General features: G+C 44.5%; 24 protein-coding genes. 22 read left to right on the top strand and 2 right to left on the bottom strand.

Annotated elements, in window-relative coordinates:
* Positions 1-17: 17 nt before the first annotated feature.
* The 6 genes from SM121_RS01965 to purH are packed head-to-tail and all read left to right on the top strand — an operon-like array spanning position 18 to position 9,151.
* Positions 18-3,743: a phosphoribosylformylglycinamidine synthase gene (locus SM121_RS01965; RefSeq protein ID WP_320911043.1), complete on the top strand. Its 3,726-nt coding sequence runs from the start codon at positions 18-20 to the stop codon at positions 3,741-3,743.
* 12 nt (positions 3,744-3,755) lie between these two features.
* Entirely contained in the window at positions 3,756-5,195 is a 1,440-nt protein-coding gene (gene purF, locus SM121_RS01960) for an amidophosphoribosyltransferase (protein WP_320911042.1), read from the top strand.
* A gap of 30 nt (positions 5,196-5,225) precedes the next feature.
* Positions 5,226-6,248: a phosphoribosylformylglycinamidine cyclo-ligase gene (purM, locus tag SM121_RS01955; RefSeq protein WP_151379338.1), complete on the top strand. Its 1,023-nt coding sequence runs from the start codon at positions 5,226-5,228 to the stop codon at positions 6,246-6,248.
* Positions 6,248-6,802 (top strand): phosphoribosylglycinamide formyltransferase, encoded by a 555-nt coding sequence (purN, locus tag SM121_RS01950; protein ID WP_003014050.1) that lies wholly within the window; start codon positions 6,248-6,250, stop codon positions 6,800-6,802. The genes purM and purN overlap by 1 nt, the downstream gene beginning before the upstream one ends.
* Before the next feature lie 58 nt (positions 6,803-6,860).
* Positions 6,861-7,562 (top strand): suppressor of fused domain protein, encoded by a 702-nt coding sequence (locus SM121_RS01945; protein WP_003013863.1) that lies wholly within the window; start codon positions 6,861-6,863, stop codon positions 7,560-7,562.
* Positions 7,563-7,603: 41 nt separating this feature from the next.
* Positions 7,604-9,151, top strand: coding sequence for a bifunctional phosphoribosylaminoimidazolecarboxamide formyltransferase/IMP cyclohydrolase (gene purH / locus SM121_RS01940; protein ID WP_003014016.1), 1,548 nt, complete (start codon positions 7,604-7,606; stop codon positions 9,149-9,151).
* A 197-nt stretch (positions 9,152-9,348) separates the two neighbouring features.
* On the opposite strand, the gene SM121_RS01935 is transcribed toward purH, so the two are convergent.
* The gene (locus tag SM121_RS01935) at positions 9,349-10,368 is read right to left on the bottom strand and encodes a GBS Bsp-like repeat-containing protein (RefSeq protein WP_003013936.1); all 1,020 of its coding nucleotides are present in this window, start codon (positions 10,366-10,368) and stop codon (positions 9,349-9,351) included.
* Positions 10,369-10,550: 182 nt separating this feature from the next.
* Between SM121_RS01935 and purD the strand changes: the two genes are divergently transcribed.
* The 7 genes from purD (at position 10,551) to purB (ending at position 16,519) form a co-directional block, all read left to right on the top strand.
* Positions 10,551-11,816, top strand: coding sequence for a phosphoribosylamine--glycine ligase (gene purD / locus SM121_RS01930; protein ID WP_320911041.1), 1,266 nt, complete (start codon positions 10,551-10,553; stop codon positions 11,814-11,816).
* 234 nt (positions 11,817-12,050) lie between these two features.
* Complete coding sequence (purE, locus tag SM121_RS01925; RefSeq protein WP_003013895.1) at positions 12,051-12,539, top strand: 5-(carboxyamino)imidazole ribonucleotide mutase; 489 nt, start codon at positions 12,051-12,053, stop codon at positions 12,537-12,539.
* Positions 12,526-13,617 (top strand): 5-(carboxyamino)imidazole ribonucleotide synthase, encoded by a 1,092-nt coding sequence (purK, locus tag SM121_RS01920; RefSeq protein ID WP_320911040.1) that lies wholly within the window; start codon positions 12,526-12,528, stop codon positions 13,615-13,617. Before purE ends, purK begins: the two co-directional genes overlap by 14 nt.
* A 1-nt stretch (position 13,618) precedes the next feature.
* On the top strand, positions 13,619-13,876 hold the full coding sequence (locus SM121_RS01915) for a hypothetical protein (RefSeq protein ID WP_003013839.1): 258 nt from the start codon (positions 13,619-13,621) through the stop codon (positions 13,874-13,876).
* 102 nt (positions 13,877-13,978) lie between these two features.
* Complete coding sequence (locus SM121_RS01910) at positions 13,979-14,929, top strand: ketopantoate reductase family protein (RefSeq protein ID WP_003013883.1); 951 nt, start codon at positions 13,979-13,981, stop codon at positions 14,927-14,929.
* A gap of 8 nt (positions 14,930-14,937) precedes the next feature.
* Positions 14,938-15,165 carry a hypothetical protein gene (locus SM121_RS01905; RefSeq protein ID WP_003013964.1) on the top strand — a complete coding sequence of 76 codons (228 nt, stop codon included), beginning with the start codon at positions 14,938-14,940 and terminating at the stop codon, positions 15,163-15,165.
* A gap of 55 nt (positions 15,166-15,220) precedes the next feature.
* On the top strand, positions 15,221-16,519 hold the full coding sequence (purB, locus tag SM121_RS01900) for an adenylosuccinate lyase (RefSeq protein WP_003013885.1): 1,299 nt from the start codon (positions 15,221-15,223) through the stop codon (positions 16,517-16,519).
* Positions 16,520-16,703: 184 nt separating this feature from the next.
* On the opposite strand, the gene SM121_RS01895 is transcribed toward purB, so the two are convergent.
* Positions 16,704-17,420, bottom strand: coding sequence for a GntR family transcriptional regulator (locus SM121_RS01895; RefSeq protein ID WP_003013995.1), 717 nt, complete (start codon positions 17,418-17,420; stop codon positions 16,704-16,706).
* Positions 17,421-17,552: 132 nt separating this feature from the next.
* Here SM121_RS01895 and SM121_RS01890 point away from each other — a divergent pair, with 132 nt between their 5' ends.
* From SM121_RS01890 to SM121_RS01850, 9 genes are all read left to right on the top strand, one after another.
* Entirely contained in the window at positions 17,553-19,340 is a 1,788-nt protein-coding gene (locus SM121_RS01890; RefSeq protein WP_003013861.1) for a glycoside hydrolase family 35 protein, read from the top strand.
* Positions 19,337-19,813, top strand: coding sequence for a PTS system mannose/fructose/N-acetylgalactosamine-transporter subunit IIB (locus SM121_RS01885; protein WP_003013959.1), 477 nt, complete (start codon positions 19,337-19,339; stop codon positions 19,811-19,813). The genes SM121_RS01890 and SM121_RS01885 overlap by 4 nt, the downstream gene beginning before the upstream one ends.
* A gap of 26 nt (positions 19,814-19,839) precedes the next feature.
* Entirely contained in the window at positions 19,840-20,754 is a 915-nt protein-coding gene (locus SM121_RS01880) for a PTS mannose/fructose/sorbose/N-acetylgalactosamine transporter subunit IIC (protein ID WP_320911039.1), read from the top strand.
* On the top strand, positions 20,741-21,562 hold the full coding sequence (locus SM121_RS01875; protein ID WP_003002374.1) for a PTS system mannose/fructose/sorbose family transporter subunit IID: 822 nt from the start codon (positions 20,741-20,743) through the stop codon (positions 21,560-21,562). Before SM121_RS01880 ends, SM121_RS01875 begins: the two co-directional genes overlap by 14 nt.
* A gap of 11 nt (positions 21,563-21,573) precedes the next feature.
* Positions 21,574-21,978 carry a PTS sugar transporter subunit IIA gene (locus tag SM121_RS01870; RefSeq protein WP_003002366.1) on the top strand — a complete coding sequence of 135 codons (405 nt, stop codon included), beginning with the start codon at positions 21,574-21,576 and terminating at the stop codon, positions 21,976-21,978.
* Positions 21,979-22,061: 83 nt separating this feature from the next.
* Positions 22,062-23,231 carry an SIS domain-containing protein gene (locus tag SM121_RS01865; protein ID WP_320911038.1) on the top strand — a complete coding sequence of 390 codons (1,170 nt, stop codon included), beginning with the start codon at positions 22,062-22,064 and terminating at the stop codon, positions 23,229-23,231.
* An 81-nt stretch (positions 23,232-23,312) separates the two neighbouring features.
* The gene (locus SM121_RS01860; protein WP_003013823.1) at positions 23,313-24,353 is read left to right on the top strand and encodes an aldose epimerase family protein; all 1,041 of its coding nucleotides are present in this window, start codon (positions 23,313-23,315) and stop codon (positions 24,351-24,353) included.
* A gap of 347 nt (positions 24,354-24,700) precedes the next feature.
* The gene (ruvB, locus tag SM121_RS01855) at positions 24,701-25,699 is read left to right on the top strand and encodes a Holliday junction branch migration DNA helicase RuvB (RefSeq protein WP_320911037.1); all 999 of its coding nucleotides are present in this window, start codon (positions 24,701-24,703) and stop codon (positions 25,697-25,699) included.
* A gap of 6 nt (positions 25,700-25,705) precedes the next feature.
* Positions 25,706-26,272, top strand: coding sequence for a nucleotidyltransferase family protein (locus SM121_RS01850; RefSeq protein WP_320911036.1), 567 nt, complete (start codon positions 25,706-25,708; stop codon positions 26,270-26,272).
* Positions 26,273-26,339 lie beyond the last annotated feature (67 nt).

Genomic DNA, 26,339 nt, shown 5'->3' with positions numbered 1-26,339 from the left:
GAAATAAAGGAACTAAAATGGATAAACGTATTTTCGTTGAGAAAAAAGCTGATTTTCGTGTAAAATCGGACTCTTTAGTAAAAGAATTGCAGCATAATCTTCAGTTGAAAACGTTGAATGATCTTCGGATTGTTCAGGTTTACGATGTCTTTAATTTGGCAGAGGACTTGTTTGCGCGTGCGGAAAAACATATCTTCTCTGAGCAAGTGACCGATACTGTTTTGGATGAAGCTACGGTTCAGGCTGATCTTGAGAAATATGCTTTCTTTGCGATCGAAAGTTTGCCTGGTCAATTTGACCAACGGGCGGCATCTTCACAAGAAGCTTTGCTGTTACTTGGTAGTTCAAATGATGTAACAGTGAACACAGCGCAATTGTACTTGGTTAACAAGGATATTGATGCGAAAGAGTTGGAAGCTGTCAAAAACTACCTTTTGAACCCAGTGGATTCTCGTTTCAAAGATATCACTGTTGGCATTGCGAAACAGGATTTCTCTGAGTCTGACAAGACCATTCCAAGCTTGGATTTCTTTGAAACTTATACGGCAGAAGATTTTGCACAGTATAAGGCTGAGCAAGGATTGGCAATGGAAGTGGATGACCTTCTCTTCATTCAAGATTACTTCAAATCTATTGGACGTGTACCAACTGAGACTGAGCTGAAGGTGTTGGATACTTACTGGTCTGACCACTGCCGTCACACAACTTTCGAAACTGAGTTGAAAACCATCGACTTCTCAGCTTCTAAATTTGAAAAACAATTGCAAGTGACTTATGACAAGTATATTGCCATGCGTGATGAGTTGGGACGTACAGAAAAACCTCAAACTTTGATGGATATGGCAACTATTTTTGGCCGTTATGAGCGTGCTAATGGTCGTTTGGATGACATGGAAGTGTCTGATGAAATCAACGCCTGCTCAGTTGAAATTGAAGTGGATGTCAATGGGGTGAAAGAGCCATGGCTTCTCATGTTCAAGAACGAGACTCACAACCACCCAACTGAAATCGAACCATTTGGTGGAGCGGCTACTTGTATCGGTGGTGCCATTCGTGACCCATTGTCAGGTCGTTCCTACGTTTACCAAGCTATGCGTATCTCAGGTGCTGGTGATATTACAGCTCCAATTGCCGAAACTCGTGCTGGTAAGTTGCCACAACAAGTGATCTCTAAAACAGCGGCTCACGGTTATTCTTCATACGGTAACCAAATTGGTCTTGCAACAACTTATGTTCGTGAATACTTCCACCCAGGTTTCGTTGCGAAGCGTATGGAGCTAGGTGCCGTTGTCGGTGCGGCTCCTAAGGAAAATGTGGTCCGTGAAAAACCTGAAGCAGGTGATGTGATTATCTTGCTTGGTGGTAAGACTGGACGTGATGGTGTCGGTGGTGCGACAGGTTCTTCTAAAGTTCAAACAGTTGAATCTGTTGAAACAGCTGGTGCTGAGGTTCAAAAAGGGAATGCCATCGAAGAACGTAAGATTCAACGTCTTTTCCGTAATGGGGATGTGACACGTCTGATCAAGAAATCAAATGACTTTGGTGCTGGTGGTGTCTGTGTGGCGATCGGTGAATTGGCAGATGGTCTTGAAATTGATCTAGACAAAGTGCCATTGAAATATCAAGGCTTGAACGGTACAGAAATTGCTATCTCAGAATCTCAAGAACGGATGGCTGTAGTGGTTCGTCCAGAAGATGTAGATGCTTTCGTTGCAGCATGTAATAAAGAAAATATTGATGCTGTTGTCGTTGCGACAGTGACGGAGAAACCAAATCTTGTCATGCACTGGAATGGTGAAACCATCGTTGATTTGGAACGTCGTTTCCTTGATACAAACGGTGTACGTGTGGTTGTGGATGCTAAGGTGGTTGACAAGGATGTCAAGCTTCCAGAAGAACGTCAAACATCTGCTGAAACCCTTGAAGCGGATACTCTTGAAGTCTTGGCTGACCTGAACCATGCCAGTCAAAAAGGGTTACAAACCATCTTTGATAGCTCAGTTGGTCGTTCAACAGTCAATCACCCACTTGGTGGTCGCTACCAAATCACACCAACGGAAGCTTCTGTACAGAAATTGCCAGTCCAACATGGCGTGACAACAACTGCATCTGTTATGGCGCAAGGATTCAACCCTTATGTAGCAGAATGGTCTCCATATCATGGCGCTGCTTATGCGGTCATCGAAGCCACAGCTCGTTTGGTTGCTGCTGGTGCAAACTGGTCTAAGGCTCGTTTCTCTTATCAGGAATACTTCGAGCGTATGGATAAACAAGCAGAGCGCTTTGGTCAACCAGTATCAGCTCTCCTTGGATCAATCGAAGCTCAGATTCAACTTGGTTTGCCATCTATCGGTGGGAAAGACTCTATGTCTGGTACCTTTGAAGAATTGACAGTACCACCAACCTTGGTTGCTTTTGGGGTAACAACTGCGGATAGCCGTAAGGTTCTTTCTCCAGAATTTAAAGCTGCTGGTGAAAATATATATTACATCCCAGGTCAAGCTTTGGCACAAGAAATTGAGTTTGATCTTATTAAATCTAACTTTGCTCAATTTGCAGCTATCCAAGCTGACCACAAAGTCACAGCTGCATCAGCTGTCAAATATGGTGGCGTCGTTGAAGCTCTTGCCCTTGCAACATTTGGTAACCATATTGGTGCCACTGTAACCCTTGAAAATCTTGAGACTGCCTTGACAGCTCAATTGGGTGGATTCGTCTTCACATCGCCTGAAGAAATTGCAGGTGTTGCCAAGATTGGACAAACAGCAGCCGACTTTACACTTACTGTAAATGGTGTAACGCTTGATGGACACAAACTTGACAGTGCCTTCCAAGGTATATTGGAAGAAGTTTACCCAACGGAATTTGCACAAGCAACTGAGTTGGAAGAAGTACCTGCAGTGGCATCAGATGCTGTTATCAAAGCCAAAGAAACAGTTGAGACACCTGTGGTTTACATCCCAGTATTCCCAGGTACTAACTCTGAGTACGATTCAGCTAAGGCCTTTGAAAAAGAAGGTGCAAAAGTCAACTTGGTACCATTTGTCACACTGAACGAAGAGGCTATTGTCAAGTCTGTTGACACCATGGTTGACAATATCGAAAAAGCAAATATTATCTTCTTTGCAGGTGGTTTCTCAGCAGCGGATGAACCAGATGGATCAGCTAAATTTATCGTGAACATCTTGCTCAATGAAAAAGTACGTGTAGCCATTGATAGTTTCATCGAACGTGGTGGTTTGATTATTGGTATTTGTAACGGATTCCAAGCTCTTGTCAAATCAGGTCTCCTTCCATACGGTAACTTTGAAGATGCAAGTAGCACGAGTCCAACCCTCTTCTACAATGATGCTAACCAACACGTGGCTAAGATGATGGAAACGCGGATTGCCAACACAAACTCACCATGGCTTGCCGGCGTGAAAGTTGGTGACATTCATGCCATCCCAGTATCACACGGTGAAGGTAAATTTGTCGTGACAGCTGAGGAATTTGCAGAGCTTCGTGACAATGGTCAAATCTTTACCCAATATGTTGACTTCGAAGGTAAACCAAGCATGGATTCTAAATATAATCCTAACGGATCTGTAAATGCGATCGAAGGTATCACAAGTAAGAACGGTCAAATTATTGGTAAGATGGGTCACTCAGAACGTTTCGAAGATGGTCTCTTCCAAAATATTCCAGGAAATAAAGACCAACATCTCTTTGCATCAGCGGTTAAATACTTTACTGAAAAATAAAAGGTATACAAAATGACATACGAAGTTAAATCTCTTAATGAAGAATGTGGTATTTTTGGGATCTGGGGACACCCAGATGCTGCAAAACTGACTTATTTCGGATTACACAGTCTTCAACACCGTGGTCAAGAAGGGGCGGGGATCCTTTCGAATGATGCGGGTCAATTAAAACGGTATCGTGATACGGGTCTTCTCTCAGAAGTATTTCGAAATCCTGCTAACTTGGATAAGTTAACAGGAGCGGGAGCGATTGGTCATGTTCGCTATGCGACAGCTGGGGAAGCTTCGGTGGATAACATCCAGCCCTTCCTCTTTCGCTTTCATGATACCCAGTTTGGACTGGCCCACAATGGGAATTTGACCAATGCCAAGTCCCTCAAACGGGAGTTGGAAAATAACGGGGCGATCTTTAGCTCAACTTCTGATTCAGAAATCTTGGCCCACTTGATTCGTCGGAGCCACAATCCTTCTTTCATGGGTAAGGTGAAAGAAGCCTTGAATACGGTGAAAGGTGGATTTGCTTACCTTCTCATGCTGGAAGATAAGTTGATTGCGGCCTTGGATCCAAATGGTTTCCGTCCTCTTTCGATTGGGAAAATGGCCAATGGCGCTATTGTGGTTTCCTCTGAAACCTGTGCCTTTGAAGTGGTTGGTGCTGAGTGGATCCGCGATGTGAATCCAGGTGAAGTTGTGATCATCGATGATAACGGCATCACTTACGATACGTATACCACAGATACCCAATTGGCTGTTTGCTCAATGGAGTATATCTACTTTGCTCGTCCGGACTCCAATATTCAAGGGGTCAATGTCCATACAGCTCGTAAACGTATGGGGGCTCAATTGGCACGTGAATTTAAACATGAAGCAGATATTGTGATCGGTGTACCGAACTCTTCACTTAGTGCAGCTATGGGATTTGCGGAAGAATCCGGCCTACCAAATGAAATGGGCTTGATTAAAAACCAATACACCCAACGGACCTTTATTCAACCAACACAAGAATTACGTGAGCAAGGGGTTCGGATGAAGCTCTCTGCCGTATCCGGTGTTGTGAAAGGCAAACGAGTTGTCATGATTGATGATTCTATCGTACGTGGGACAACATCACGTCGGATTGTGAAGTTATTGAAAGAAGCAGGGGCTACAGAAGTCCATGTGGCAATCGCAAGCCCAGCTCTGGCTTATCCATGTTTCTACGGGATCGATATTCAAACACGTAAGGAATTGATTGCTGCCAATCATACAGTAGAGGAAACACGCGATATCATTGGTGCAGATAGCTTGACGTATTTGTCAATCGATGGCTTGATTGATTCTATTGGAATTGATACAGATGCCCCCAATGGCGGTCTTTGTGTGGCTTACTTTGATGGAAAATATCCAACGCCTTTGTATGACTACGAAGAACGCTATGTGGAAAGTTTGAAAGAACATACTTCTTTCTATTAAGAGCAGTGCAAAAGAAAAGGAATGAAACAAATGACAAATAAAAATGCGTATGCACAGTCTGGTGTGGATGTTGAAGCAGGTTATGAAGTTGTTGAACGGATTAAAAAACACGTTGCCCGTACAGAACGTGCAGGTGTTATGGGAGCTCTCGGTGGTTTCGGTGGTATGTTCGACCTTTCAAAAACAGGTGTCAAAGAGCCTGTTTTGATCTCAGGTACAGATGGTGTCGGTACTAAACTCATGCTGGCTATTAAGTACGACAAACACGATACCATCGGTCAAGATTGTGTCGCTATGTGTGTTAACGATATCATCGCCGCAGGAGCAGAGCCCCTTTACTTCCTTGACTATATTGCAACTGGTAAAAATGAACCTGCTAAATTAGAGCAAGTCGTTGCTGGTGTTGCAGAAGGCTGTGTGCAGGCTGGTGCAGGCCTTATCGGTGGCGAAACAGCTGAAATGCCAGGTATGTATGGTGAAGATGACTATGATTTGGCTGGGTTTGCTGTCGGTGTTGCAGAAAAATCTCAAATCATCGACGGTTCAAAAGTAGCTGAAGGCGATGTGATTCTTGGACTTGCTTCAAGCGGTATCCACTCAAATGGTTACTCACTCGTGCGTCGTGTTTTTGCAGATTACACAGGGGAAGAAGTTCTCCCAGAATTGGAAGGAAAAAAACTTAAAGACGTTCTTTTGGAACCAACTCGTATCTACGTCAAAGCAGCATTGCCACTCATCAAAGAAGAATTGGTCAACGGAATCGCCCACATCACAGGTGGTGGTTTCATCGAAAATGTACCACGGATGTTCTCAGATGACTTGGCTGCTGAAATTGACGAAAGCAAAGTGCCAGTTCTTCCAATTTTCAAAGCCCTTGAAAAATATGGCCAAATCAAACATGAAGAAATGTTTGAAATCTTCAATATGGGAATTGGTCTCATGCTTGCGGTTAAACCAGAAAATGTGGAACGTGTCAAAGAACTTCTTGACGAACCTGTTTATGAAATTGGTCGTATTGTGAAGAAAGATGGCGCAAGTGTGGTGATTAAATAATGGCTAAAAAAATTGCTGTTTTTGCCTCTGGCAACGGCTCAAACTTTCAGGTGATTGCGGAACAATTTCCGGTAGAATTTGTCTTTTCAGATCATCGTGATGCCTATGTCTTAGAACGTGCCAAGAACCTTGGTGTGGCTAGTCATGCCTTTGAACTCAAGGAATTTGACAATAAAGTAGCTTATGAAGAAGCTATCGTCAAACTTTTGGATGAGCACCAGATTGACCTAGTTTGTTTGGCCGGCTATATGAAAATCGTCGGTCCAACCTTGCTAGCAGCTTATGAAGGTCGTATCATCAATATTCACCCGGCTTATCTCCCTGAATTCCCTGGTGCTCATGGTATTGAGGATGCTTGGAATGCAGGCGTTGCTGAGAGCGGTGTGACCATTCACTGGGTGGATTCTGGCGTTGATACTGGGAAGGTCATCAAACAAGTCCGTGTGCCACGCCTTGAAGGAGATACCCTTGATACTTTTGAAACTCGCATCCACGAAACAGAGTACAAACTCTATCCAGAAGTCTTGGAACGTTTGGGAGTGGAGAGGAAGTAAGAAGGAAATCAGAGATGATTTTGTGGTAGAACTAAAGGCCATCAGCTAAGGAGAATTTATGGGTCTATTTGATTTTTTTAAGAAGAAATCTTCTGACAAAGAGAAGCCGATTGAAGATAAGATTGTTGTTAAATCGGATGAAACAGATGACAGTGCTCCAGGGTGGGATGCGATTGATGAAGAATTTAATCGTTTATATCCTGATCAGCCAAATCCTCGCCATTATGGAACGGTTATCAAGTATATGTTAGGTGGTCCAGATCCGCTTGATGGCATCAGTGTTTACGATGCAGGGGAGTTTTGGCATTTTGTCAGCTATGGTTTGTCAGAACTATATACAAAAGAATGTGAAGATCCTGAATATAGTGGTTATGGGATTGAATTGACCTTTAAGTTAAAGAAATCAACTAACGACGAAGAAGAAATTAAAAATGGTTGTGGTTTGTTGCAGTATGTAGCAAGATATATATTTCAAACAGGTAAAGTGGTCTTGCCGGAAGAATACATCTATACGAAGCAAACAGTAGGGATTGATGCCCAGCAGAAATCTAATTTGACAGGATTCTTGACTGCTGCTGATGATTTAGCTAAGTCTCTAGATACTCTGCATGGAAAAGTGGAATTTGTGACCCTGATTGGTGCGACAGATGCCGAACTGCGAAGTGTTTACGAAAGTGAAAAAAGTAAACTTGAGGTCAAGAGATTGTTGCAAGAACTTGGAAATCAACTGACAGACTATCATCGCCAATCTCTAGTTTAACTGATATGAAGGCACCTCTTGATACAAGGAAAGGAAGAAAAATGACTAAACGCGCACTAATTAGTGTTTCAGACAAAGCGGGTATTGTTGAATTTGCCCAAGAACTCAAAAAACTCGGTTGGGACATCATCTCAACAGGTGGTACCAAAGTTGCCCTTGACAATGCTGGGGTAGACACTATCGCTATCGACGATGTGACTGGTTTCCCAGAAATGATGGACGGTCGTGTGAAGACCCTCCACCCAAATATCCACGGAGGGCTTCTTGCTCGTCGTGACTTGGATAGCCACTTGGAAGCGGCTAAGGACAACAAGATTGAGCTCATTGACTTTGTGGTGGTAAATCTTTACCCATTTAAGGAAACCATTCTTAAGCCAGATGTGACATACGCAGATGCCGTTGAAAACATCGATATCGGTGGTCCATCCATGCTTCGTTCGGCAGCTAAGAACCACGCTAGCGTCACAGTTGTGGTAGATCCTGCTGACTATACTGTGGTTCTGGACGAATTGGCAGCCAACGGCGAAACAAGTTACGAAACTCGCCAACGTTTGGCAGCTAAAGTATTCCGCCATACGGCAGCCTATGATGCTTTGATCGCAGAATACTTCACTGCTCAAGTAGGTGAAGAAAAACCTGAAAAACTCACTTTGACGTATGACCTTAAGCAACCAATGCGTTACGGTGAAAATCCTCAACAAGACGCAGATTTCTACCAAAAAGCTCTGCCAACGGATTACTCCATCGCTTCAGCGAAACAGTTGAACGGGAAAGAATTGTCCTTTAACAATATCCGTGACGCTGATGCGGCTATCCGGATCATCCGTGATTTCAAAGACCGTCCAACTGTTGTGGCTCTTAAACACATGAACCCATGTGGGATTGGTCAAGCTGACGACATCGAAACTGCTTGGGACTACGCTTATGAGTCTGATCCAGTATCCATCTTCGGTGGGATCGTGGTTCTCAACCGTGAGGTAGATGCTGCGACAGCTAAGAAGATGCATGGTGTTTTCCTTGAAATCATCATTGCACCAAGCTACACAGACGAAGCGCTTGAAATCTTGACAACCAAGAAGAAAAACTTGCGGATCCTTGAGCTACCATTTGATGCTCAAGATGCTAGTGAAGTGGAAGCAGAATACACTGGTGTTGTTGGTGGTCTCCTCGTTCAAAACCAAGACGTTGTGAAAGAAAGCCCAGCTGACTGGCAAGTGGTGACGAAACGCCAACCAACTGAGACAGAAGCGACAGCTCTTGAGTTTGCTTGGAAAGCGATCAAGTATGTCAAATCAAATGGGATCATCGTAACTAATGACCACATGACACTTGGTGTTGGCCCAGGTCAAACCAACCGTGTGGCATCTGTCCGTATCGCTATTGATCAGGCTAAAGACCGTCTTGACGGCGCTGTTCTTGCTTCAGATGCCTTCTTCCCATTTGCAGATAACGTGGAAGAAATAGCCAAAGCAGGGATTAAAGCGATCATCCAACCAGGTGGATCAGTACGTGACCAAGAGTCAATCGAAGCTGCTGATAAATATGGTTTGACCATGATCTTTACAGGCGTCAGACATTTTAGACATTAATCAAAAAAGGCTGGGCAAAAAATGTCCAGCCTTTGATGTTTGATAGGAATAACTGCAAGACGCAGTGGTTGATTGGTATCTTTTTTCGCTTTTTAAGCTCCAAAGATAACCTAATCAACTGTGCGGGGGTGGGAAGACGAACTCCTTTTAAATAGTCTGAGTTCTTTCCCACTCCCTTTCTGCTGGTTATGAAGACCTTAATCTGGGTAGATATAGGTGACGGTTCCCCAGATGGGATTGGTCGGATCGAACCAACCACGGAAGTTGTCGATATAGCGATGGCCGTTGTAGTTAGCCTCTTGGATCTGAATTTTTTGGTCATGTTCGACATCCGTAACCAAGGCGACGTGCCCATATCCCCCATTGTCCCAACAGGCGATAGCGCCGATCTCTGGAGTGTCTCCTGTCCGGAATCCCGCAGCGCGTGCACTAGCTGCCCACATGCCACCGTTTCCCCACCAGTTGTGGGCCCAAGGGGCTAATTCTTTGACTCCCCAGGTGCACTCACCAATGGGGTAGGTGTTTCCTGGATGTGTCGCGAGTGGAGTGAGCTTTGGCTTTGCCTTTTCTACTTGAAAGGTAGTGGGGAATAGCCCTTTTAGTTGTCCCTGGCTTTTCTGGTAGACGTGGAGATGAAATAGCCCGCTTCCCTTGTGTTTTTGAGCCTGAAAGCGCAGTTGGAAATGTCCAGGTGCGATCTTCTTTGCGGGATACCAGACTAAATCATCCTGCCCATTTTCTTCTGACCAGATGGGGAAGACAATCTCGTCAACGTCTTCGAACAACTTTAGGTCTACCTCGAATTCTTGTGAGGAGATGGGTGTGATCGTAATCTTGGGTTGGGAGGAGGCGAGCTCTTTTTGCTGGACGCTGGTCGTGAGAGGGTAAAGGCCGGTTAGCTGTTCATTTGCCTCCACCCCATAGACATGGACATGATAAAGTCCGGCTTGATCAGAATGGTTGGTCAATGGCACTTGTAGGTCAAATCCCTTGTCACTGCGTTCTACAGGATACCAAATCAGGTCATCTTGGCCATTTTGGTCAGACCAGATGGGAACTTGGATCTTTTGATACTTATCCGGGACGTTTCCAAGATGAATCATCAGCTGCCCTTTTTCGGCATAGATAGCATTGGTCGTTTGATCTGCATGGGCAATAGAGGTTTGCATCCCCCATGTCGCACAAGTCAGTACTATAAATTTTTTGATCGTTTGCATAATACTCCTTTTCGTCAATTAGTAGGTCTCACCTATACTATTCGGAAAAAAATGAGAAATAGGAGAAAATAGCAAAAAATGTTTGGATTCTACTGAAAACAGAAGACTTTTGCTGAAATCATTAGAATAAAACGAACGATTATGATATAATTTAATAAAATAATTCGCAAAAGAGGTTCGAGATGAAACTTTTGGTTGTTGGATCTGGCGGTCGTGAGCATGCGATTGCCAAGAAATTGTTGGAGTCTAAAGACGTTGAGCAGGTTTTTGTGGCTCCTGGTAATGACGGAATGCGATTAGATGGTCTGGATTTGATCAATATCGGAATTTCCGAACATTCTAAGCTGATTGACTTCGCAAAAGCGAATGATGTTGCTTGGACCTTCATTGGTCCAGATGATGCCCTTGCGGCTGGCATCGTAGATGATTTCAATGCAGCTGGTCTCAAGGCTTTTGGTCCGACCAAGGCTGCAGCTGAGTTGGAGTGGTCCAAGGATTTTGCTAAGGAAATCATGGTCAAATACGACGTTCCGACAGCAGCCTATGGCACATTTTCAGATTTCGAGGAAGCCAAGGCCTACATCGAGGGAAAAGGCGCTCCAATCGTCGTCAAGGCAGACGGCTTGGCCCTTGGGAAAGGTGTCGTCGTTGCGGAGACGGTTGAGCAAGCCATCGAAGCTGCTCACGAGATGCTTTTGGACAATAAATTCGGTGATTCTGGTGCGCGTGTAGTCATCGAGGAATTCCTTGATGGAGAAGAGTTCTCTCTCTTTGCCTTTGTCAATGGGGACAAGTTCTACATCATGCCTACGGCTCAGGACCACAAACGTGCCTACGATGGTGACAAGGGCCCTAACACTGGTGGAATGGGTGCCTATGCGCCAGTTCCTCACTTGCCACAGAGCGTGGTTGACACAGCGGTTGACACTATTGTCAAGCCAGTTCTTGAAGGCATGATTAAAGAAGGACGTCCGTACCTAGGTGTCCTTTACGCGGGTCTTATCTTGACAGCTGATGGCCCTAAAGTCATCGAGTTCAACGCACGCTTTGGAGACCCTGAAACGCAAATTATCTTGCCTCGTTTGACATCTGACTTTGCGCAAAACATCACCGACATTTTGGATGGTAAAGAGCCGGCCATCACTTGGACGGACAAGGGTGTGACACTAGGTGTGGTTGTAGCATCAAACGGCTACCCACTCGCTTATGAGAAGGGTGTCAAACTTCCAGCCAAGACAGAGGGCGACATCATCACTTACTATGCCGGTGCTAAATTCGCTGAAAATGGCAAAGATCTCCTCTCAAACGGCGGACGCGTCTACATGCTGGTTACCACAGCAGATACCGTCAAAGGCGGCCAAAACATTATTTACAAAGAACTCGATAAACAAAACACAGAAGGCCTGTTCTACCGAAAGGATATCGGTAGCAAGGCGATAAAAGATTAACAGATACTAACTTTGTCATGGCGAGCGAAAGCGAGCCAAACTAAGATAATGGTCGTTTGATTTGCGAGCGTTAGCGAGCTAGTATAGGCTAATCGTCGCAGTAGTGGAACTCCTAGTAGCAGAGCTACTAGGAGCGGAAAACTGGAGACTCAGGCTCCAGTTTTAGTAATGGAACGCTACAGGCGGTCGCTTACGTCCGCACTACAATAGACGATTATCGAAAAAGGAGAAAAAATGAAACCAGTAATTTCCATTATTATGGGCTCAAAATCCGACTGGGCAACCATGCAAAAGGCTGCTGAAGTCCTCGATAACTTCGGTGTTGCTTACGAAAAGAAAGTTGTTTCCGCCCACCGTACACCGGACCTCATGTTCAAACATGCCGAAGAAGCACGTAGCCGTGGCATCAAGGTCATCATCGCGGGTGCAGGTGGTGCAGCTCACTTGCCAGGGATGGTCGCAGCTAAAACAACCCTTCCAGTCATCGGTGTACCCGTCAAATCACGTGCTCTTAGCGGTGTGGATTCGCTCTATTCCATCGTTCAGATGCCAGGTGGTGTGCCAGTCGCAACCATGGCGATCGGTGAAGCAGGTGCGACTAACGCGGCCCTCTTTGCCCTCCGTCTTCTTTCAGTAGAGGACCAGGATATTGCGACAGCGTTAGCAGATTTCGCAGAAGAACAAGGAAAAATTGCAGAGGAGTCTACAAATGAGCTCAACTAAAACCATTGGGATCATCGGTGGTGGCCAGCTCGGTCAGATGATGGCGATCTCAGCTATCTACATGGGACACAAGGTTATCGCCTTGGATCCAGCAGCTGATTGCCCAGCCTCTCGTGTGGCAGAAATCATCGTGGCCCCTTACGACGACGTAGATGCTCTTCGTCAGTTGGCAGATCGCTGTGATGTTCTCACTTATGAATTTGAAAATGTGGATGCTGATGGACTCGATGCTGTTATCAAAGATGGTCAGCTTCCACAAGGGACAGACCTACTCCGCATCTCTCAAAATCGCATTTTTGAGAAGGACTTTCTTTCCAACAAGGCCCAAGTCACTGTAGCTCCTTACAAGGTTGTGACCTCAAGCCAAGATTTGGCAGACATCGACCTCTCTAAAAACTATGTCCTCAAGACTGCGACAGGCGGTTACGATGGCCATGGTCAGAAGGTCATTCGTTCAGAAGCAGATTTGGAAGAAGCCTATGCGTTAGCTGATTCAGCAGACTGCGTTTTAGAAGAGTTCGTCAACTTTGACCTTGAAATTTCTATCATCGTTTCTGGTAATGGCAAGGACGTGACAGTCTTCCCCGTTCAGGAAAATATCCACAGCAACAACATTCTTTCAAAAACCATTGTGCCTGCTCGCATTTCAGAAAGTCTAGCTGAAAAAACCAAAGCCATGGCAGTACGCATCGCAGAACAACTGAACCTCTCTGGTACCCTCTGTGTGGAAATGTTTGCGACAGCAGATGACATCATTGTCAACGAAATTGCACCACGTCCACACAATTCAGGGCATTATTCAATTGAAGCTTGCGGCTTCTCCCAGTTTGATACCCACATCTTGGGCGTTCTCGGAGCACCACTTCCTGCTATTCACCTCCATGCACCAGCTGTCATGCTCAATGTCCTCGGCCAACACGTCGAAGCTGCTGAAACATATGTGACAGAAAATCCAAGCGCTCACCTCCACTTATATGGTAAACTAGAAGCAAAGCACAACCGCAAGATGGGGCATGTGACTTTGTTTAGTGATGTGCCAGATGAGGTTGAAGAGTTTGGGAAAGGGATTGATTTTTAAGATGGTAGAAGAATTCGATGATGTATTCGAAGATGATATTACTACTCTAACATTTACTTATGCGGACGATGTAGAGATTCCAGAAATTCCTGATGCAGAAGGGATTCATGTTGTAGATATAACAAATAATCGACTAGTTATAAAGCATATCCTCGATGATGATGAGGTCTATGATTATATAAAGAGTTGTGGATTAACAAGTCGCCCTATAAAACTTTCGATTGAATTTTGTGTTTACGAAGATTCTGAGGAAGAATAGTATTTAAATTGAATGGGGAGAATATATGATTCAACTCATCGTAGACGCGCTTGTTAACCAAGAGAAGCAGATAACTACTGCTGGAAAGGGATTGATTTTTAAGTGAAAATAGCGATTCTAGGACTTGGAGTCATCGGGACCGCTTATGCCTACGCCTTTCAAAAAGCAGGCCATCAAGTGGAACACGTACTGAGAGATAGTAAGAAAAGCACAGCTCCGAAGGAGTTGTCGGTTGATTTGCTAGATGGTCGCTATCAATCCAAGGGTGAAAATAAACACGACACCTATGAGGTTCGTGTGGCGGAAGCTGATTCGGAATATGATTTTATTTTTCTGAGTGTGCGTCATGGGCTTGTCCAAGAAGCTGTGGAAACCTTGCGAAAAAATAATATCAAAGGTACCCTTGTTTTCTTCTGTAATTTCTGGGATACTCGAAAAGAGGTCCAAAAGTGGGCAACAGATTACGACTATATTCTGGCCTTTCCGACAGCGGGTGGACACATGCAGGAGAACCATTTGGATGGTGTCTTGTTTGACCATTTAATGCTAGAAGGTGAGCAAAAAGCACACATTTCTAACTATGGTGATCTGACGACTTTACTGACTTCTGCAGATTTGAAGTGGGAAGTGCCTCATGATATGGTCGAGTGGATTTGGATTCACATGGCAATTAATGCAGGTGTCACTTCGACAGCTGCGCGTTCGGGAAATCTGGAAAAACCAGAAGAACTGGCTTTGAACTTGATGAATAGTTCTTCGGAATTATCATTAGCCATCAAGGCCATTCGAGAAGCCTTGAAAGTTGTAGAAGCGCGTGGAGTGAATTTGAAGCTTTACAAAGCAGAACTCTTACCTTATAAAATCCCGGCTTGGATAGCAGGAAAAGCCATGAAAGTCATGTTTGCGAAAAATGAGCTGACCCGAAAAATCATGACCTTACACAATGATAAACAGGACATCTTCTATTGTTGTCAAAGTGTTTATCTGACTGGTCAAGAATTAGGTGTGAAGATGCCTATTCTGAAAGCAAATATGAAGGGCATTTCGCTTTAGGAGGTTTTATGATTCAAATTATTGTCAACGCCTTTGTTGAAAAAGAGAAGACAGGAGCAGTCGTCGAAGTCTTGTATGCTAGTAGCGATCACGAAAAAGTGAAAGCTAAGTATGAAGAGCTGACTGCTCAATATCCTGCAAACTATTTAGCCATCTATGATCTGCCGATGGATACGGATTTGAATACACTCGATCACTATCCATCTGTGTGGATTGGAAAAGAAGAATTTGAATAAAACGACTGTTGGTTGCTAACTGATGTAAAACATCAAAAGAAAGGAAAATAAAAACATGATCGAACGTTACTCTCGCCCTGAAATGGCGAACATTTGGACTGAAGAAAATAAATACCGTGCTTGGCTTGAGGTGGAAATCTTGGCTGACGAAGCATGGGCTGAATTGGGAGAAATCCCTAAGGAAGATGTGGCTTTGATCCGTGAAAAGGCGGACTTTGACATCGACCGTATTTTGGAAATCGAGCAGCAAACTCGTCACGATGTGGTGGCCTTCACACGTGCGGTTTCTGAAACGCTTGGTGAAGAGCGCAAGTGGGTTCACTATGGGTTGACTTCTACTGACGTGGTCGATACTGCCTATGGTTACCTCTACAAACAAGCCAACGACATCATCCGCAAGGACCTTGAAAACTTCCTTAACATCATCGCTGACAAGGCGAAAGAACACAAGTTTACTATCATGATGGGGCGTACCCACGGTGTGCACGCTGAACCGACAACTTTTGGTTTGAAATTGGCCACTTGGTACAGCGAAATGAAACGGAACATCGAGCGTTTTGAGCATGCAGCTGCTGGCGTGGAAGCTGGTAAGATTTCTGGGGCGGTTGGTAACTTTGCCAACATCCCACCATTCGTTGAAAAATACGTCTGTGACAAATTGGGTATCCGTGCTCAAGAAATCTCTACACAGGTCCTTCCTCGTGACCTTCATGCTGAGTATTTTGCAGTTCTTGCGAGCATCGCAACTTCTATCGAGCGGATGGCAACTGAAATCCGTGGTCTTCAAAAATCAGAACAACGTGAAGTGGAAGAGTTCTTTGCTAAAGGTCAAAAAGGATCTTCAGCAATGCCTCACAAACGTAACCCAATCGGTTCTGAAAACATGACAGGTCTTGCGCGTGTGATCCGTGGTCACATGGTCACAGCCTATGAAAACGTAGCCCTTTGGCATGAACGTGACATCTCTCACTCATCAGCTGAGCGCATCATTGCACCAGATACAACCATCTTGATTGACTACATGCTCAACCGTTTCGGAAACATCGTTAAGAACTTGACAGTCTTCCCAGAAAACATGATCCGCAACATGAACTCTACATTTGGTTTGATCTTCAGCCAACGTGCTATGTTGACTTTGATTGAAAAAGGCATGACGCGTGAGCAAGCTTACGACCTTGTTCAACCAAAGACTGCCCAATCATGGGATAACCAAGTAGACTTCAAGCCACTTCTTGAAGCAGATCCAGAAGTAACATCACGCCTCACTCAAGAAGAAATCGACGAAATCTTTAACCCAACATACTACACCAAACGGGTGGATGAAATCTTCGAACGCATCGGTTTGGGTGACTAATCGCAAGAAAAACGGGAATTTGAAAAATAGACGAAAAGAAGCAGAGAAATCTGCTTCTTTTTAAACTTTTTATAGCTAAATTATCACTAATTATATATATTTTTAAAGAGGTCTTTAGAAATCGTTTTCAACATGCTATAATGGAGTTATAAAAAAGACCGAGATGTCTCAGTCTTTTTAGTTCTTAGTGATCGCGGTCACAGGAGATGAACTTGATCTTGTAGTAGTCACCGCGTTTATAGGTTTCCGTGTATTCAAGGATTTGGCCAGTCGCTTCTAGCTTGGTCGTCTTCACTTGTTTGACTGTTGGGAAATTTTCGTCGATCTTCAATACTTTAGCAATCTTGCTAGGTGTAGGAAAGACGATTTCGTTGACTTCTTCGAAGTGCTCATCATTCATATGAATGTGGTAGTCTTCTTTGAAGCGATCATAGATAGAGCTATAGTATTCCAAATTTGGATAGTTTGGATTGATGTATTGTTCGGGAACATAGGTTTGGTGGAAGATATAGGTATCATCCCCTGTATGGCGAGTCCGTTCGATTTTATAATAGAATTGCGTTGGGTTGAGGCCTAGTTTGTCTAGGATGCTCAAGGTATTTCCACGTTTAATAGAGAGAACTTTGACTTTGGCCTTTTGGATTGGGAAGGTTTCAACATCTGAAAATTCTACCAGTTTGTGTTTTCGAGCACGAGAAACAAAGGTTCCCTTTCCTTGCTGACGGACAATGTAGCCATCGGCGGCGAGGTCGTTCAAAGCACGGACAACGGTGATAGAGCTGACATCATAAATTTTGATGAGTTCAGCTTCCGTATAAAATTTATCTCCATTTTCAAATTTTCCTGAGATAATTTGCTGCTTCAAATCATCTTTGATGTGTTGGTACTTTGGAATTGCCATAGTGCTACCTCTCTTTAGATTTCTCTTATTTAACCCTATTTTAACATATTTTTTATAAAAGTGTTGACATTTTTCAAATAATTTATTATATTAATAAATGAAAAGGGTTACATATAAGAAAGGGGGGCGTTTATGGGAGTTTTTGAGATTCGCGATGCTTTCTATTTAAAAGGTCAACCCTTTAAGATTTTGTCCGGAGCAATCCATTATTTCCGTATTGACCCAGCAGACTGGTATCATTCCTTGTATAATCTAAAAGCTTTGGGTTTTAACACGGTTGAGACCTATGTTCCTTGGAATGCGCATGAACCCCGCAAAGGGCAGTTTGACTTTAGTGGCCGATTGGATCTAGAGCGTTTCATTCAAACAGCCCAGTCTCTAGGACTTTACATGATTGTAAGGCCGTCGCCCTTTATCTGTGCAGAGTGGGAATTTGGTGGATTGCCAGCTTGGCTCTTAGAAGAAGACCTGCGAATCCGCTCATCAGACCCAGTCTTTATCGAAGCGGTGGATCGTTATTATGATCGCTTGCTTGGGTTGTTGACACCCTACCAAGTGGATCGGGGTGGTCCAATCCTTATGATGCAGGTGGAAAATGAGTACGGCTCTTATGGAGAAGATAAGGATTATCTTCGTGCCATTCGGGATTTGATGAAGGAAAAAGGCGTGACCTGTCCTCTCTTTACATCAGATGGTCCATGGCGAGCAACGCTAAGAGCAGGAACCTTGATCGAAGAAGACCTCTTCGTGACAGGAAACTTCGGTTCCAAAGCAACCTATAACTTTGGTCAAATGAAAGAATTCTTTGACGAATACGGCAAGAGATGGCCCTTGATGTGTATGGAATTCTGGGATGGCTGGTTTACCCGCTGGAAAGAACCTGTGATTCAAAGGGACCCAGAGGAGTTGGCTGAAGCTGTCCATGAGGTCTTGGAGCTTGGCTCCATTAATCTCTACATGTTTCATGGCGGAACCAATTTTGGCTTCATGAATGGTTGTTCAGCTCGGGGGACGCTTGATTTGCCACAGGTGACGTCCTATGACTATGGGGCTTTGCTCAATGAGCAGGGCAATCCGACGGAGAAGTATTATGCCATTCAAAAGATGATGGCGACCTATTATCCGGAATACCCACAGCAAGAACCACTTATCAAAGAGTGTTTACCAGAACAAACCTTGCAATTGGCGGCCAAGACTAGTCTTTTTGGGAATCTGGATAATTTGGCTCAAGTCGAGACCAGCCTTTATCCCGAAAAGATGGAAGAGTTGGGGCAAACCACAGGTTATCTCCTATATGAGACAGACCTTGAGTTGGATGCGGAAGAAGAAAAACTGCGCATCATTGATGGTCGGGATCGGGTACAAATTTACCTGGATGATCAACATGTAGCAACACAATACCAAACAGAGATCGGTGAAGATCTTTTTATCAAAGGGAAAAAGAAAGCGATTACGAATTTAAAAATCTTGCTTGAGAATATGGGACGTGTCAACTACGGGCACAAGCTCTTGGCTGATAGCCAGCACAAGGGCATTCGCACAGGTGTCTGTGTGGATTTGCATTTCCACCTTCATTGGAAGCAGTACCCACTGGATTTACAAGATCTCAGTCAGCTCGATTTTTCAAAGGAATGGCAGGCAGGTGCTCCAGCATTTTACCGATATGATTTTCAGCTGGACCACACCCTTGACACTTATCTGGATATGACAGGATTTGGGAAAGGGGTTGTCTTTGTCAACGGCCACAACCTTGGTCGCTTCTGGGAGGTCGGACCGACCACTTCACTTTACGTGCCTCATGGTTTCCTCAAAGAAGGAGCCAATAGCCTGATCGTCTTTGAGACAGAAGGGCGTTACCAAGAGACACTTGAACTTGTTCAACAACCTACATTTATCACAGTAAAGGGGGAAAACTTATGACTATTGTAGGATGCCGTATCGATGGACGTTTGATCCACGGGCAGGTAGCCAATCTTTGGACTACCAAACTAAATGTTTCACGTATCATGGTGATCGATGATGAAGTCGCTCAAAATGATATCGAAAAAAGTGGCTTGAAACTAGCGACACCACCTGGTGTTAAGCTTAGTATCTTGCCAGTCGCAAAGGCTGCGGAAAATATCTTGGCTGGAAAATATGATAGCCAACGACTCTTTATCGTAGCTCGCAAACCTGATCGTTTCCTTCGTTTGATCGAAGCAGGCGTTCAGCTTGAAACGCTGAATGTCGGCAATATGTCTCAAACTGATGAGACACGTGCGATTACCCGCTCGATCAATGTGGTGGACGCGGACGTGGAAGACTTCAACAAGATCCACGAAAAAGGTGTGAAAATTACGTCTCAGATGGTGCCAAACGACACAGCAGAAGACTTTATGAAGTTATTAAAGTAAAAGAAAATTTTTAGGAGGAAATTGTCATGATACAATGGTGGCAAATTTTACTACTTACTTTGTACTCAGCTTATCAAATCTGTGATGAGTTGACGATTGTTTCATCAGCAGGCTCACCAGTCTTTGCTGGTTTCATTACAGGACTTGTTATGGGGGATTTAGGAATAGGTCTCTTTATCGGAGCTTCTCTTCAATTGACAGTGCTCGGTGTAGGTACTTTCGGTGGAGCTTCTCGTATTGACGCAACATCTGGTGCCGTTCTTGCAACTGCCTTTTCAGTAGCGCAAGGTATTAAACCAGAAATTGCGATTTCAACTATTGCCGTTCCCGTAGCTGCTCTCTTGACCTATGCAGATATCCTTGGCCGTATGAGTACTACTGCCTTTGCACACCGGATTGATGCGGCGATCGAACGCTTTGATTATAAAGGAATTGAACGCAACTACCTTCTTGGTGCTGTTCCTTGGGCTCTCTCTCGTGCCCTTCCTGTCTTCTTGGCTCTTGCCTTTGGTGGTGCTTTTGTCCAATCTGTTGTTGACTTTGTTGCAAAATATCAATGGTTCGCAAACGGCTTGACTCTTGCAGGACGTATGCTTCCTGGTCTTGGATTTGCGATCTTGCTTCACTACTTGCCTGTGAAACGTCACCTTCACTATCTTGCCCTTGGTTTTGGCTTGACAGCGATGTTGACAGTGCTTTACAGCAATGTTCAAAGTGTTGGTGCTGCAATTTCTGCTATGCTTGGAACAGATGCGTTTGCAAAACTTCCAAAAGAACAAATGGTTGCCTTCACAAACAACTTCAAATCTGTATCTATGATCGGGGTTGCTATCATCGGTATCTTCCTTGCAGTGCAACACTTTAAAAACAGCCAACGTACAGTTGTAGCTGCTCCAGCAAGCAATGTAGAAAGCGGGGAAATTGAAGATGACGAATTCTAATAACTACAAACTCACTAAAGAGGATTTTAAACAAATCAACAAACGTAGCCTCTTCACCTTCCAATTAGGTTGGAACTACGAACGGATGCAGGCTTCTGGTTACCTTTACATGCTTCTTCCACAATTGCGGAAAATGTATGGAGATGGCACACCTGAATTGAAAGAAATGATGAAATTGCATACGCAATTCTTCAATACTTCTCCATTCTTCCACACCATTATCACTGGTTTTGATTTGGCTTTGGAAGAAAAAGATGGTGTCAACTCTAAAGATGCGGTTAACGGGATCAAGACAGGTCTCATGGGACCATTTGCCCCTCTTGGAGACTCTATCTTTGGATCTTTGGTTCCAGCTATTATGGGATCTATTGCAGCAACCATCGCGTCACAAGGTCAACCATGGGGTATCTTCCTTTGGATTGCTGTAGCAGTTGCTTATGATATCTTCCGTTGGAAACAGTTGGAATTTGCTTATAAAGAAGGTACCAACTTAATCAACAACATGCAAAGTACCTTGACTGCTTTGATCGAAGCAGCTTCTGTACTTGGTATCTTCATGGTCGGTGCCTTGATTGCAACAATGATCAATGTGGATGTAACCTGGATGCCACACATCGGGGACAAAGCCATCGATATCCAAGACATGCTCAATTTGATCTTCCCACGCTTGGTTCCAGCTATTATCACAGGTGTGATTTACTGGTTGCTTGGACGTAAAGGAATGAACTCAACTAAAGCTATCTTGTTGATTATCGTCGCAGCGATTGCCTTCTCTGCCTTTGGTCATTTCTGCTTCGGCATGCAGTAATGGAGTAGGGTATGGCAAAAGAGTTAGTACTGGTCAGCCATGGTCGCTTTTGTGAAGAGCTTAAAGCTAGCACAGAGATGATTATGGGACCACAAGAATCCATCCATACGGTTGCACTCTTACCAGAAGAAGGACCAGAAGACTTTACTGCTAAATTTGAAGCAACAGTCCAAGGTCTAGAAGACTATATTGTATTTGCCGATCTCTTGGGAGGAACTCCTTGCAACACCGTGAGCCGCTTGATCCTTGAAGGACGTGCGATTGACTTATACGCAGGGATGAATCTTCCGATGGTCATTGAGTTCATCAATAGTAGCCTGACTGGTAATGAAGGGGACTACCCTGAACGTGCAAAAGAAAGTATTGTCAAGGTCAATGACCTCTTGTCAAACCTTGATGATGATGAAGATGAGTAGGTTGGTATGGGAGTCTGGGGGCATCATCTCAGGCTCCTTTCCCATTTATCAACGTTAGATTGTGGAAAGGAACAACAGTTTCTATGTTAGACTATACAAAAGAAGACTTGCAGGAGCTAGGAGCAGAGATCACCACTCGTGAGATCTACCAACAACCAAGTGTTTGGAAAGAAACGGCTCGCTTGTACCAAGAAAGAAAAGCGGAAATAAAAACTTTCTTAGAAAAAATTGGGCAAGAGCATGCCTATATCAAGGTCATCTTGACAGGAGCAGGGACCTCAGCCTATGTGGGAGATACCTTGGTTCCTTACTTGCAGGAAGTGCATGATGAACGCCACTGGAATTTCCAATCCATTGCGACAACGGATATCGTAGCACATCCTCAAACCTATTTGAAAAAAGAGGTTCCGACGGTTTTAGTATCCTTTGCCCGGAGTGGCAATTCGCCAGAAAGTGTTGCAACTGTGCAGTTGGCCCAAGATCTGGTTGATGAACTCTATCAGATCACCATTACCTGTGCTGAAGAAGGAAAACTGGCTTTGCAGGCGCATGGGGATGAGCGCAATCTCTTGCTTCTCCAACCTAAAGAAACCAATGATGCCGGCTTTGCGATGACCTCTAGCTTTACCTCCATGCTCTTGACAGCTCTCTTGGTCTTTGATCCAAGCGAGGAAGGGATCAAGGAAAAACGAGTAGAAGAGCTGGTTCATCTATCTGAGCAAATCTTGGAGAAGGACCGTGAGGTCAAAGAAGTGGTCGATCTAGACTTTGAGCGCGTGATCTATCTGGGGGCAGGACCTTTCTTTGGTCTAGCTCATGAAGCCCAGCTCAAGATTTTGGAATTAACAGCAGGCAAAATCGCAACCATGTATGAGAGTCCTGTCGGATTCCGTCACGGTCCGAAATCCCTCATCAATGACCAGACCCTGGTCTTGGTCTTTGGATCCATTGATTCTTACACTCGTCAGTATGATCTAGACTTGGTTCGAGAAGTTGCAGGGGATCAAATTGCTCGTCAAGTTGTCCTTTTGACCGACCAAGCTGCAGGGATTGAGTATGTACGGGAAGTGTTAGTAGAAGCTTCTGTAGACTCCCTAGATATCTACCGTGCCTTCCCTTACATTATCTACGGTCAATTGATTTCTCTCTTGACTTCGCTCAAGGTGCAAAATCGCCCAGATACGCCTTCACCAACTGGTACCGTCAATCGGGTTGTGCAAGGGGTGATCATTCATCCATTTCATAAAGAATAGCCACTAATTTTCTATAAAAAGTGGAGTGTTTCTTCTTGTGAAACTGATACAATGGAGAAAAACAGTGAGAGGAGAAGGTTTGTGAAACAGTATCAAGAAAGCGTGTTTGGAGAATGGCAGAATAAAGAGGTTCGGGCTTATCGCTTTGAAAATGACCTAGGTTACCAATTATCTGTCATGACCTATGGGGCGACGATCTTAGAATATGTGACGCCTGATAAAGAAGACCAGTTTACGAATATTATTCTAGGCTTTGATCGCTTTGAGGACTATGTGGGCAATAGCCCTAAATATGGGGCTAGTATTGGCCCGGTAGCGGGACGGATCGCAGGATCCAGCTTTGAGCTCAATGGTCAAAGCTATCACTTGGAAGCCAATAATGGTACCAACTGCAACCACAGTGGACCAACGGGTTGGGATAGCGCTTTGTTTAGCGTGGAGTCGGTAACGGATCAGGAAATTACCCTGTACACAGAGCGTGCAGATGGTACCGGCGGTTTCCCTGGAAATCTCAAGATCTGGGTAACCTATGGTTTGACGGAAGATGGTGAACTTGAGATTGCCTATCGGGTAGAAACGGATCAAGATACCTTGGTCAACCCGACCAACCACAGTTATTTCAACCTATCTGGGAACTTCACCCAACCGATCAATGACCATGTCTTTCAGATCAACCATCAAGGGCTTTATCCTATCCATCCCGATGGCGTCCCTCTCCAGACCGTGGATAGAGAAAGTCCGGTTGTTCAGCATCTCTATCAAGCTATGCTCTTGGAGGATCTTTTTAAGGACTCTGATCCGCAAATTCGCCTGGTAGAAGGATTAGACCATCCATTTGCTCTTCCAGAAGGGCATGAAAATGCTGGCTTTCTTTACCATCAGCCATCTGGACGTTTTTTGACCTTTAAGTCAGAAGCCCCAGCCTTGGTAGTGTATTCAGCCAATTTCGTAGACGAAACTGTTCATCTGCAAGGCCAACCAATGGTTCAGCACAATGGCTTGGCTCTAGAATTCCAAACAGTGCCAGATGCCATTCACAGTGACCAAGCTGAAAAGGTCATCTTGAGAGCAGGTCAAGTCTTCACCAGCAAGACTAGCTACCATGCCATCGCTAAAAAATAAGGAGGAAAGGGGAGTGGTCAAACAAGGATGTGAAATTCTTGCTTGAGACCTCCTCTTTTTCTCGAAAAAAATTCTAGAAAAACTATAAGGAAAGTTTAAGCTTCCTATTGTATACTAATACCATCATCAAAAACCTCCTAACTTTGAATGATAAAACTCCTAAAACTTTTTCATAATAATCTCCCTATAAGAGCCACCAAAACCGGTGGCTTTTTCTACGTACCTTAGCAAACGTTAGTGAGCTTAGGTACGTTGACGCAGTTCGAACGCTAGTGAGAACTAGGATCTTTAAAAAACACATTCTATTTGTGGTACCGAAGGTATCATTTTTTGCTATAATAGACTGTATGAGTAGAATTTTAGACAATGAAATCATGGGCGATGAAGAGGCTGTTGAACGGACGCTGCGCCCGCAATATTTACATGAATATATTGGTCAAGATAAGGTCAAGGACCAGCTGAAAATCTTTATTGAGGCGGCTAAGCTTCGGGATGAAGCGCTGGATCATGTTCTTCTTTTTGGCCCTCCGGGACTTGGGAAAACCACCATGGCTTTTGTCATTGCCAATGAACTGGGCGTCAATCTCAAGCAGACTTCCGGTCCTGTCATTGAAAAGGCCGGTGATTTGGTAGCGATTCTTAATGATCTAGAGCCGGGCGATGTCCTCTTTATCGATGAGATCCACCGTCTGCCTATGTCAGTCGAAGAAGTGCTTTACAGCGCCATGGAAGATTTTTATATCGATATCATGATTGGCGCTGGCGAGACCAGTCGGAGTGTCCATCTGGATCTCCCTCCTTTCACTTTGATTGGGGCAACGACTCGAGCTGGTATGCTGTCCAATCCCTTACGCGCTCGCTTTGGAATTACGGGGCACATGGAATACTATGAGCAAGATGATTTGACAGAGATTGTCGAGCGGACCGCCGAGATCTTTGAGATGGAAATTACCCACGAAGCTGCCGAAGAGCTTTCTCTTCGTAGTCGTGGGACTCCTCGGATTGCCAACCGTTTGCTGAAGCGGGTGCGCGATTTTGCCCAGATTATGGGGGATGGCTTGATTGATGATACCATTACCGACAAGGCTCTCACCATGCTAGATGTGGACCATGAAGGGCTGGACTATATCGATCAAAAGATCCTGCGCACCATGATTGAAATGTACGGCGGTGGCCCTGTCGGGCTTGGGACTCTATCGGTCAACATTGCCGAAGAGCGTGAGACCGTAGAAGATATGTATGAGCCTTACTTGATTCAAAAAGGCTTTATCATGCGGACTCGGACAGGGCGCGTGGCGACCCGCAAGGCCTATGAACACCTGGGTTATCCCTACAATGGAGACTAGAAGAAGATGCTGACGGAAGAAGCGATAGTAGAACAGATCCAAGCGGATCCAGAGATGATGAAAGTCTTGACTATTATTCGAGATCTGGACTTGGTAGATGCTTGGTTAGCAGCAGGAGCGGTGCGAAATTTCATCTGGAACCAGCTCTCTGGCAGACCTGGGTTTGACGCAACAACTGATATGGATCTGGTCTTTTATGACCCTGAGATCAGCTATGAGGAGACTCTGCAGATTGAGCAGGAATTAAAGAAGAATCATCCCCAGTACGCTTGGGAAGTGAAAAATCAAGTCTACATGCACCAGCATAGCCCGGGAACGGTCCCTTATCGCAGTGCCTGTGATGCGGTTTCCAAATACCCCGAGCAGTGTACGGCACTTGCAGTTCGCTTAAGGAAAGATGGTCAGCTAGAGCTCTTTCTCCCTTATGGGACAAAGGATATCGAAGACTTCATCGTTCAGCCAACTCCGCATTTTTTAGCCAGTCCAGAGCGTTTAGCAGTTTATACAGAGCGGATGAAAAAGAAAAATTGGCAGAGCAAATGGCCTCCATTAGAGGTTCGTTTTCCAAAATAGAGAAACAGATCAGATTTGAAAAAGGAATCTGATTTTTCTTTAAAATGATGGAGTCCCTTTGTCATTT

Origin of the sequence: Streptococcus sp. S1 (genome assembly GCF_034137685.1) — a bacterium.
GTDB classification, from domain to species: Bacteria; Bacillota; Bacilli; order Lactobacillales; family Streptococcaceae; genus Streptococcus; species Streptococcus dentalis.
This window is presented reverse-complemented; position numbering and strand designations above follow the sequence as displayed.

Bases quoted from the DNA above. Each gene is read 5' to 3' on its own strand.
- SM121_RS01965 (WP_320911043.1), top strand. From the start codon at position 18: ATGGATAAACGTATTTTCGTTGAGAAAAAAGCTGATTTTCGTGTAAAA.
- purF (WP_320911042.1), top strand. From the start codon at position 3,756: ATGACATACGAAGTTAAATCTCTTAATGAAGAATGTGGTATTTTTGGG.
- purM (WP_151379338.1), top strand. From the start codon at position 5,226: ATGACAAATAAAAATGCGTATGCACAGTCTGGTGTGGATGTTGAAGCA.
- purN (WP_003014050.1), top strand. From the start codon at position 6,248: ATGGCTAAAAAAATTGCTGTTTTTGCCTCTGGCAACGGCTCAAACTTT.
- SM121_RS01945 (WP_003013863.1), top strand. From the start codon at position 6,861: ATGGGTCTATTTGATTTTTTTAAGAAGAAATCTTCTGACAAAGAGAAG.
- purH (WP_003014016.1), top strand. From the start codon at position 7,604: ATGACTAAACGCGCACTAATTAGTGTTTCAGACAAAGCGGGTATTGTT.
- SM121_RS01935 (WP_003013936.1), bottom strand. From the start codon at position 10,368: ATGCAAACGATCAAAAAATTTATAGTACTGACTTGTGCGACATGGGGG.
- purD (WP_320911041.1), top strand. From the start codon at position 10,551: ATGAAACTTTTGGTTGTTGGATCTGGCGGTCGTGAGCATGCGATTGCC.
- purE (WP_003013895.1), top strand. From the start codon at position 12,051: ATGAAACCAGTAATTTCCATTATTATGGGCTCAAAATCCGACTGGGCA.
- purK (WP_320911040.1), top strand. From the start codon at position 12,526: ATGAGCTCAACTAAAACCATTGGGATCATCGGTGGTGGCCAGCTCGGT.
- SM121_RS01915 (WP_003013839.1), top strand. From the start codon at position 13,619: ATGGTAGAAGAATTCGATGATGTATTCGAAGATGATATTACTACTCTA.
- SM121_RS01905 (WP_003013964.1), top strand. From the start codon at position 14,938: ATGATTCAAATTATTGTCAACGCCTTTGTTGAAAAAGAGAAGACAGGA.
- purB (WP_003013885.1), top strand. From the start codon at position 15,221: ATGATCGAACGTTACTCTCGCCCTGAAATGGCGAACATTTGGACTGAA.
- SM121_RS01895 (WP_003013995.1), bottom strand. From the start codon at position 17,420: ATGGCAATTCCAAAGTACCAACACATCAAAGATGATTTGAAGCAGCAA.
- SM121_RS01890 (WP_003013861.1), top strand. From the start codon at position 17,553: ATGGGAGTTTTTGAGATTCGCGATGCTTTCTATTTAAAAGGTCAACCC.
- SM121_RS01885 (WP_003013959.1), top strand. From the start codon at position 19,337: ATGACTATTGTAGGATGCCGTATCGATGGACGTTTGATCCACGGGCAG.
- SM121_RS01880 (WP_320911039.1), top strand. From the start codon at position 19,840: ATGATACAATGGTGGCAAATTTTACTACTTACTTTGTACTCAGCTTAT.
- SM121_RS01875 (WP_003002374.1), top strand. From the start codon at position 20,741: ATGACGAATTCTAATAACTACAAACTCACTAAAGAGGATTTTAAACAA.
- SM121_RS01870 (WP_003002366.1), top strand. From the start codon at position 21,574: ATGGCAAAAGAGTTAGTACTGGTCAGCCATGGTCGCTTTTGTGAAGAG.
- SM121_RS01865 (WP_320911038.1), top strand. From the start codon at position 22,062: ATGTTAGACTATACAAAAGAAGACTTGCAGGAGCTAGGAGCAGAGATC.
- ruvB (WP_320911037.1), top strand. From the start codon at position 24,701: ATGAGTAGAATTTTAGACAATGAAATCATGGGCGATGAAGAGGCTGTT.
- SM121_RS01850 (WP_320911036.1), top strand. From the start codon at position 25,706: ATGCTGACGGAAGAAGCGATAGTAGAACAGATCCAAGCGGATCCAGAG.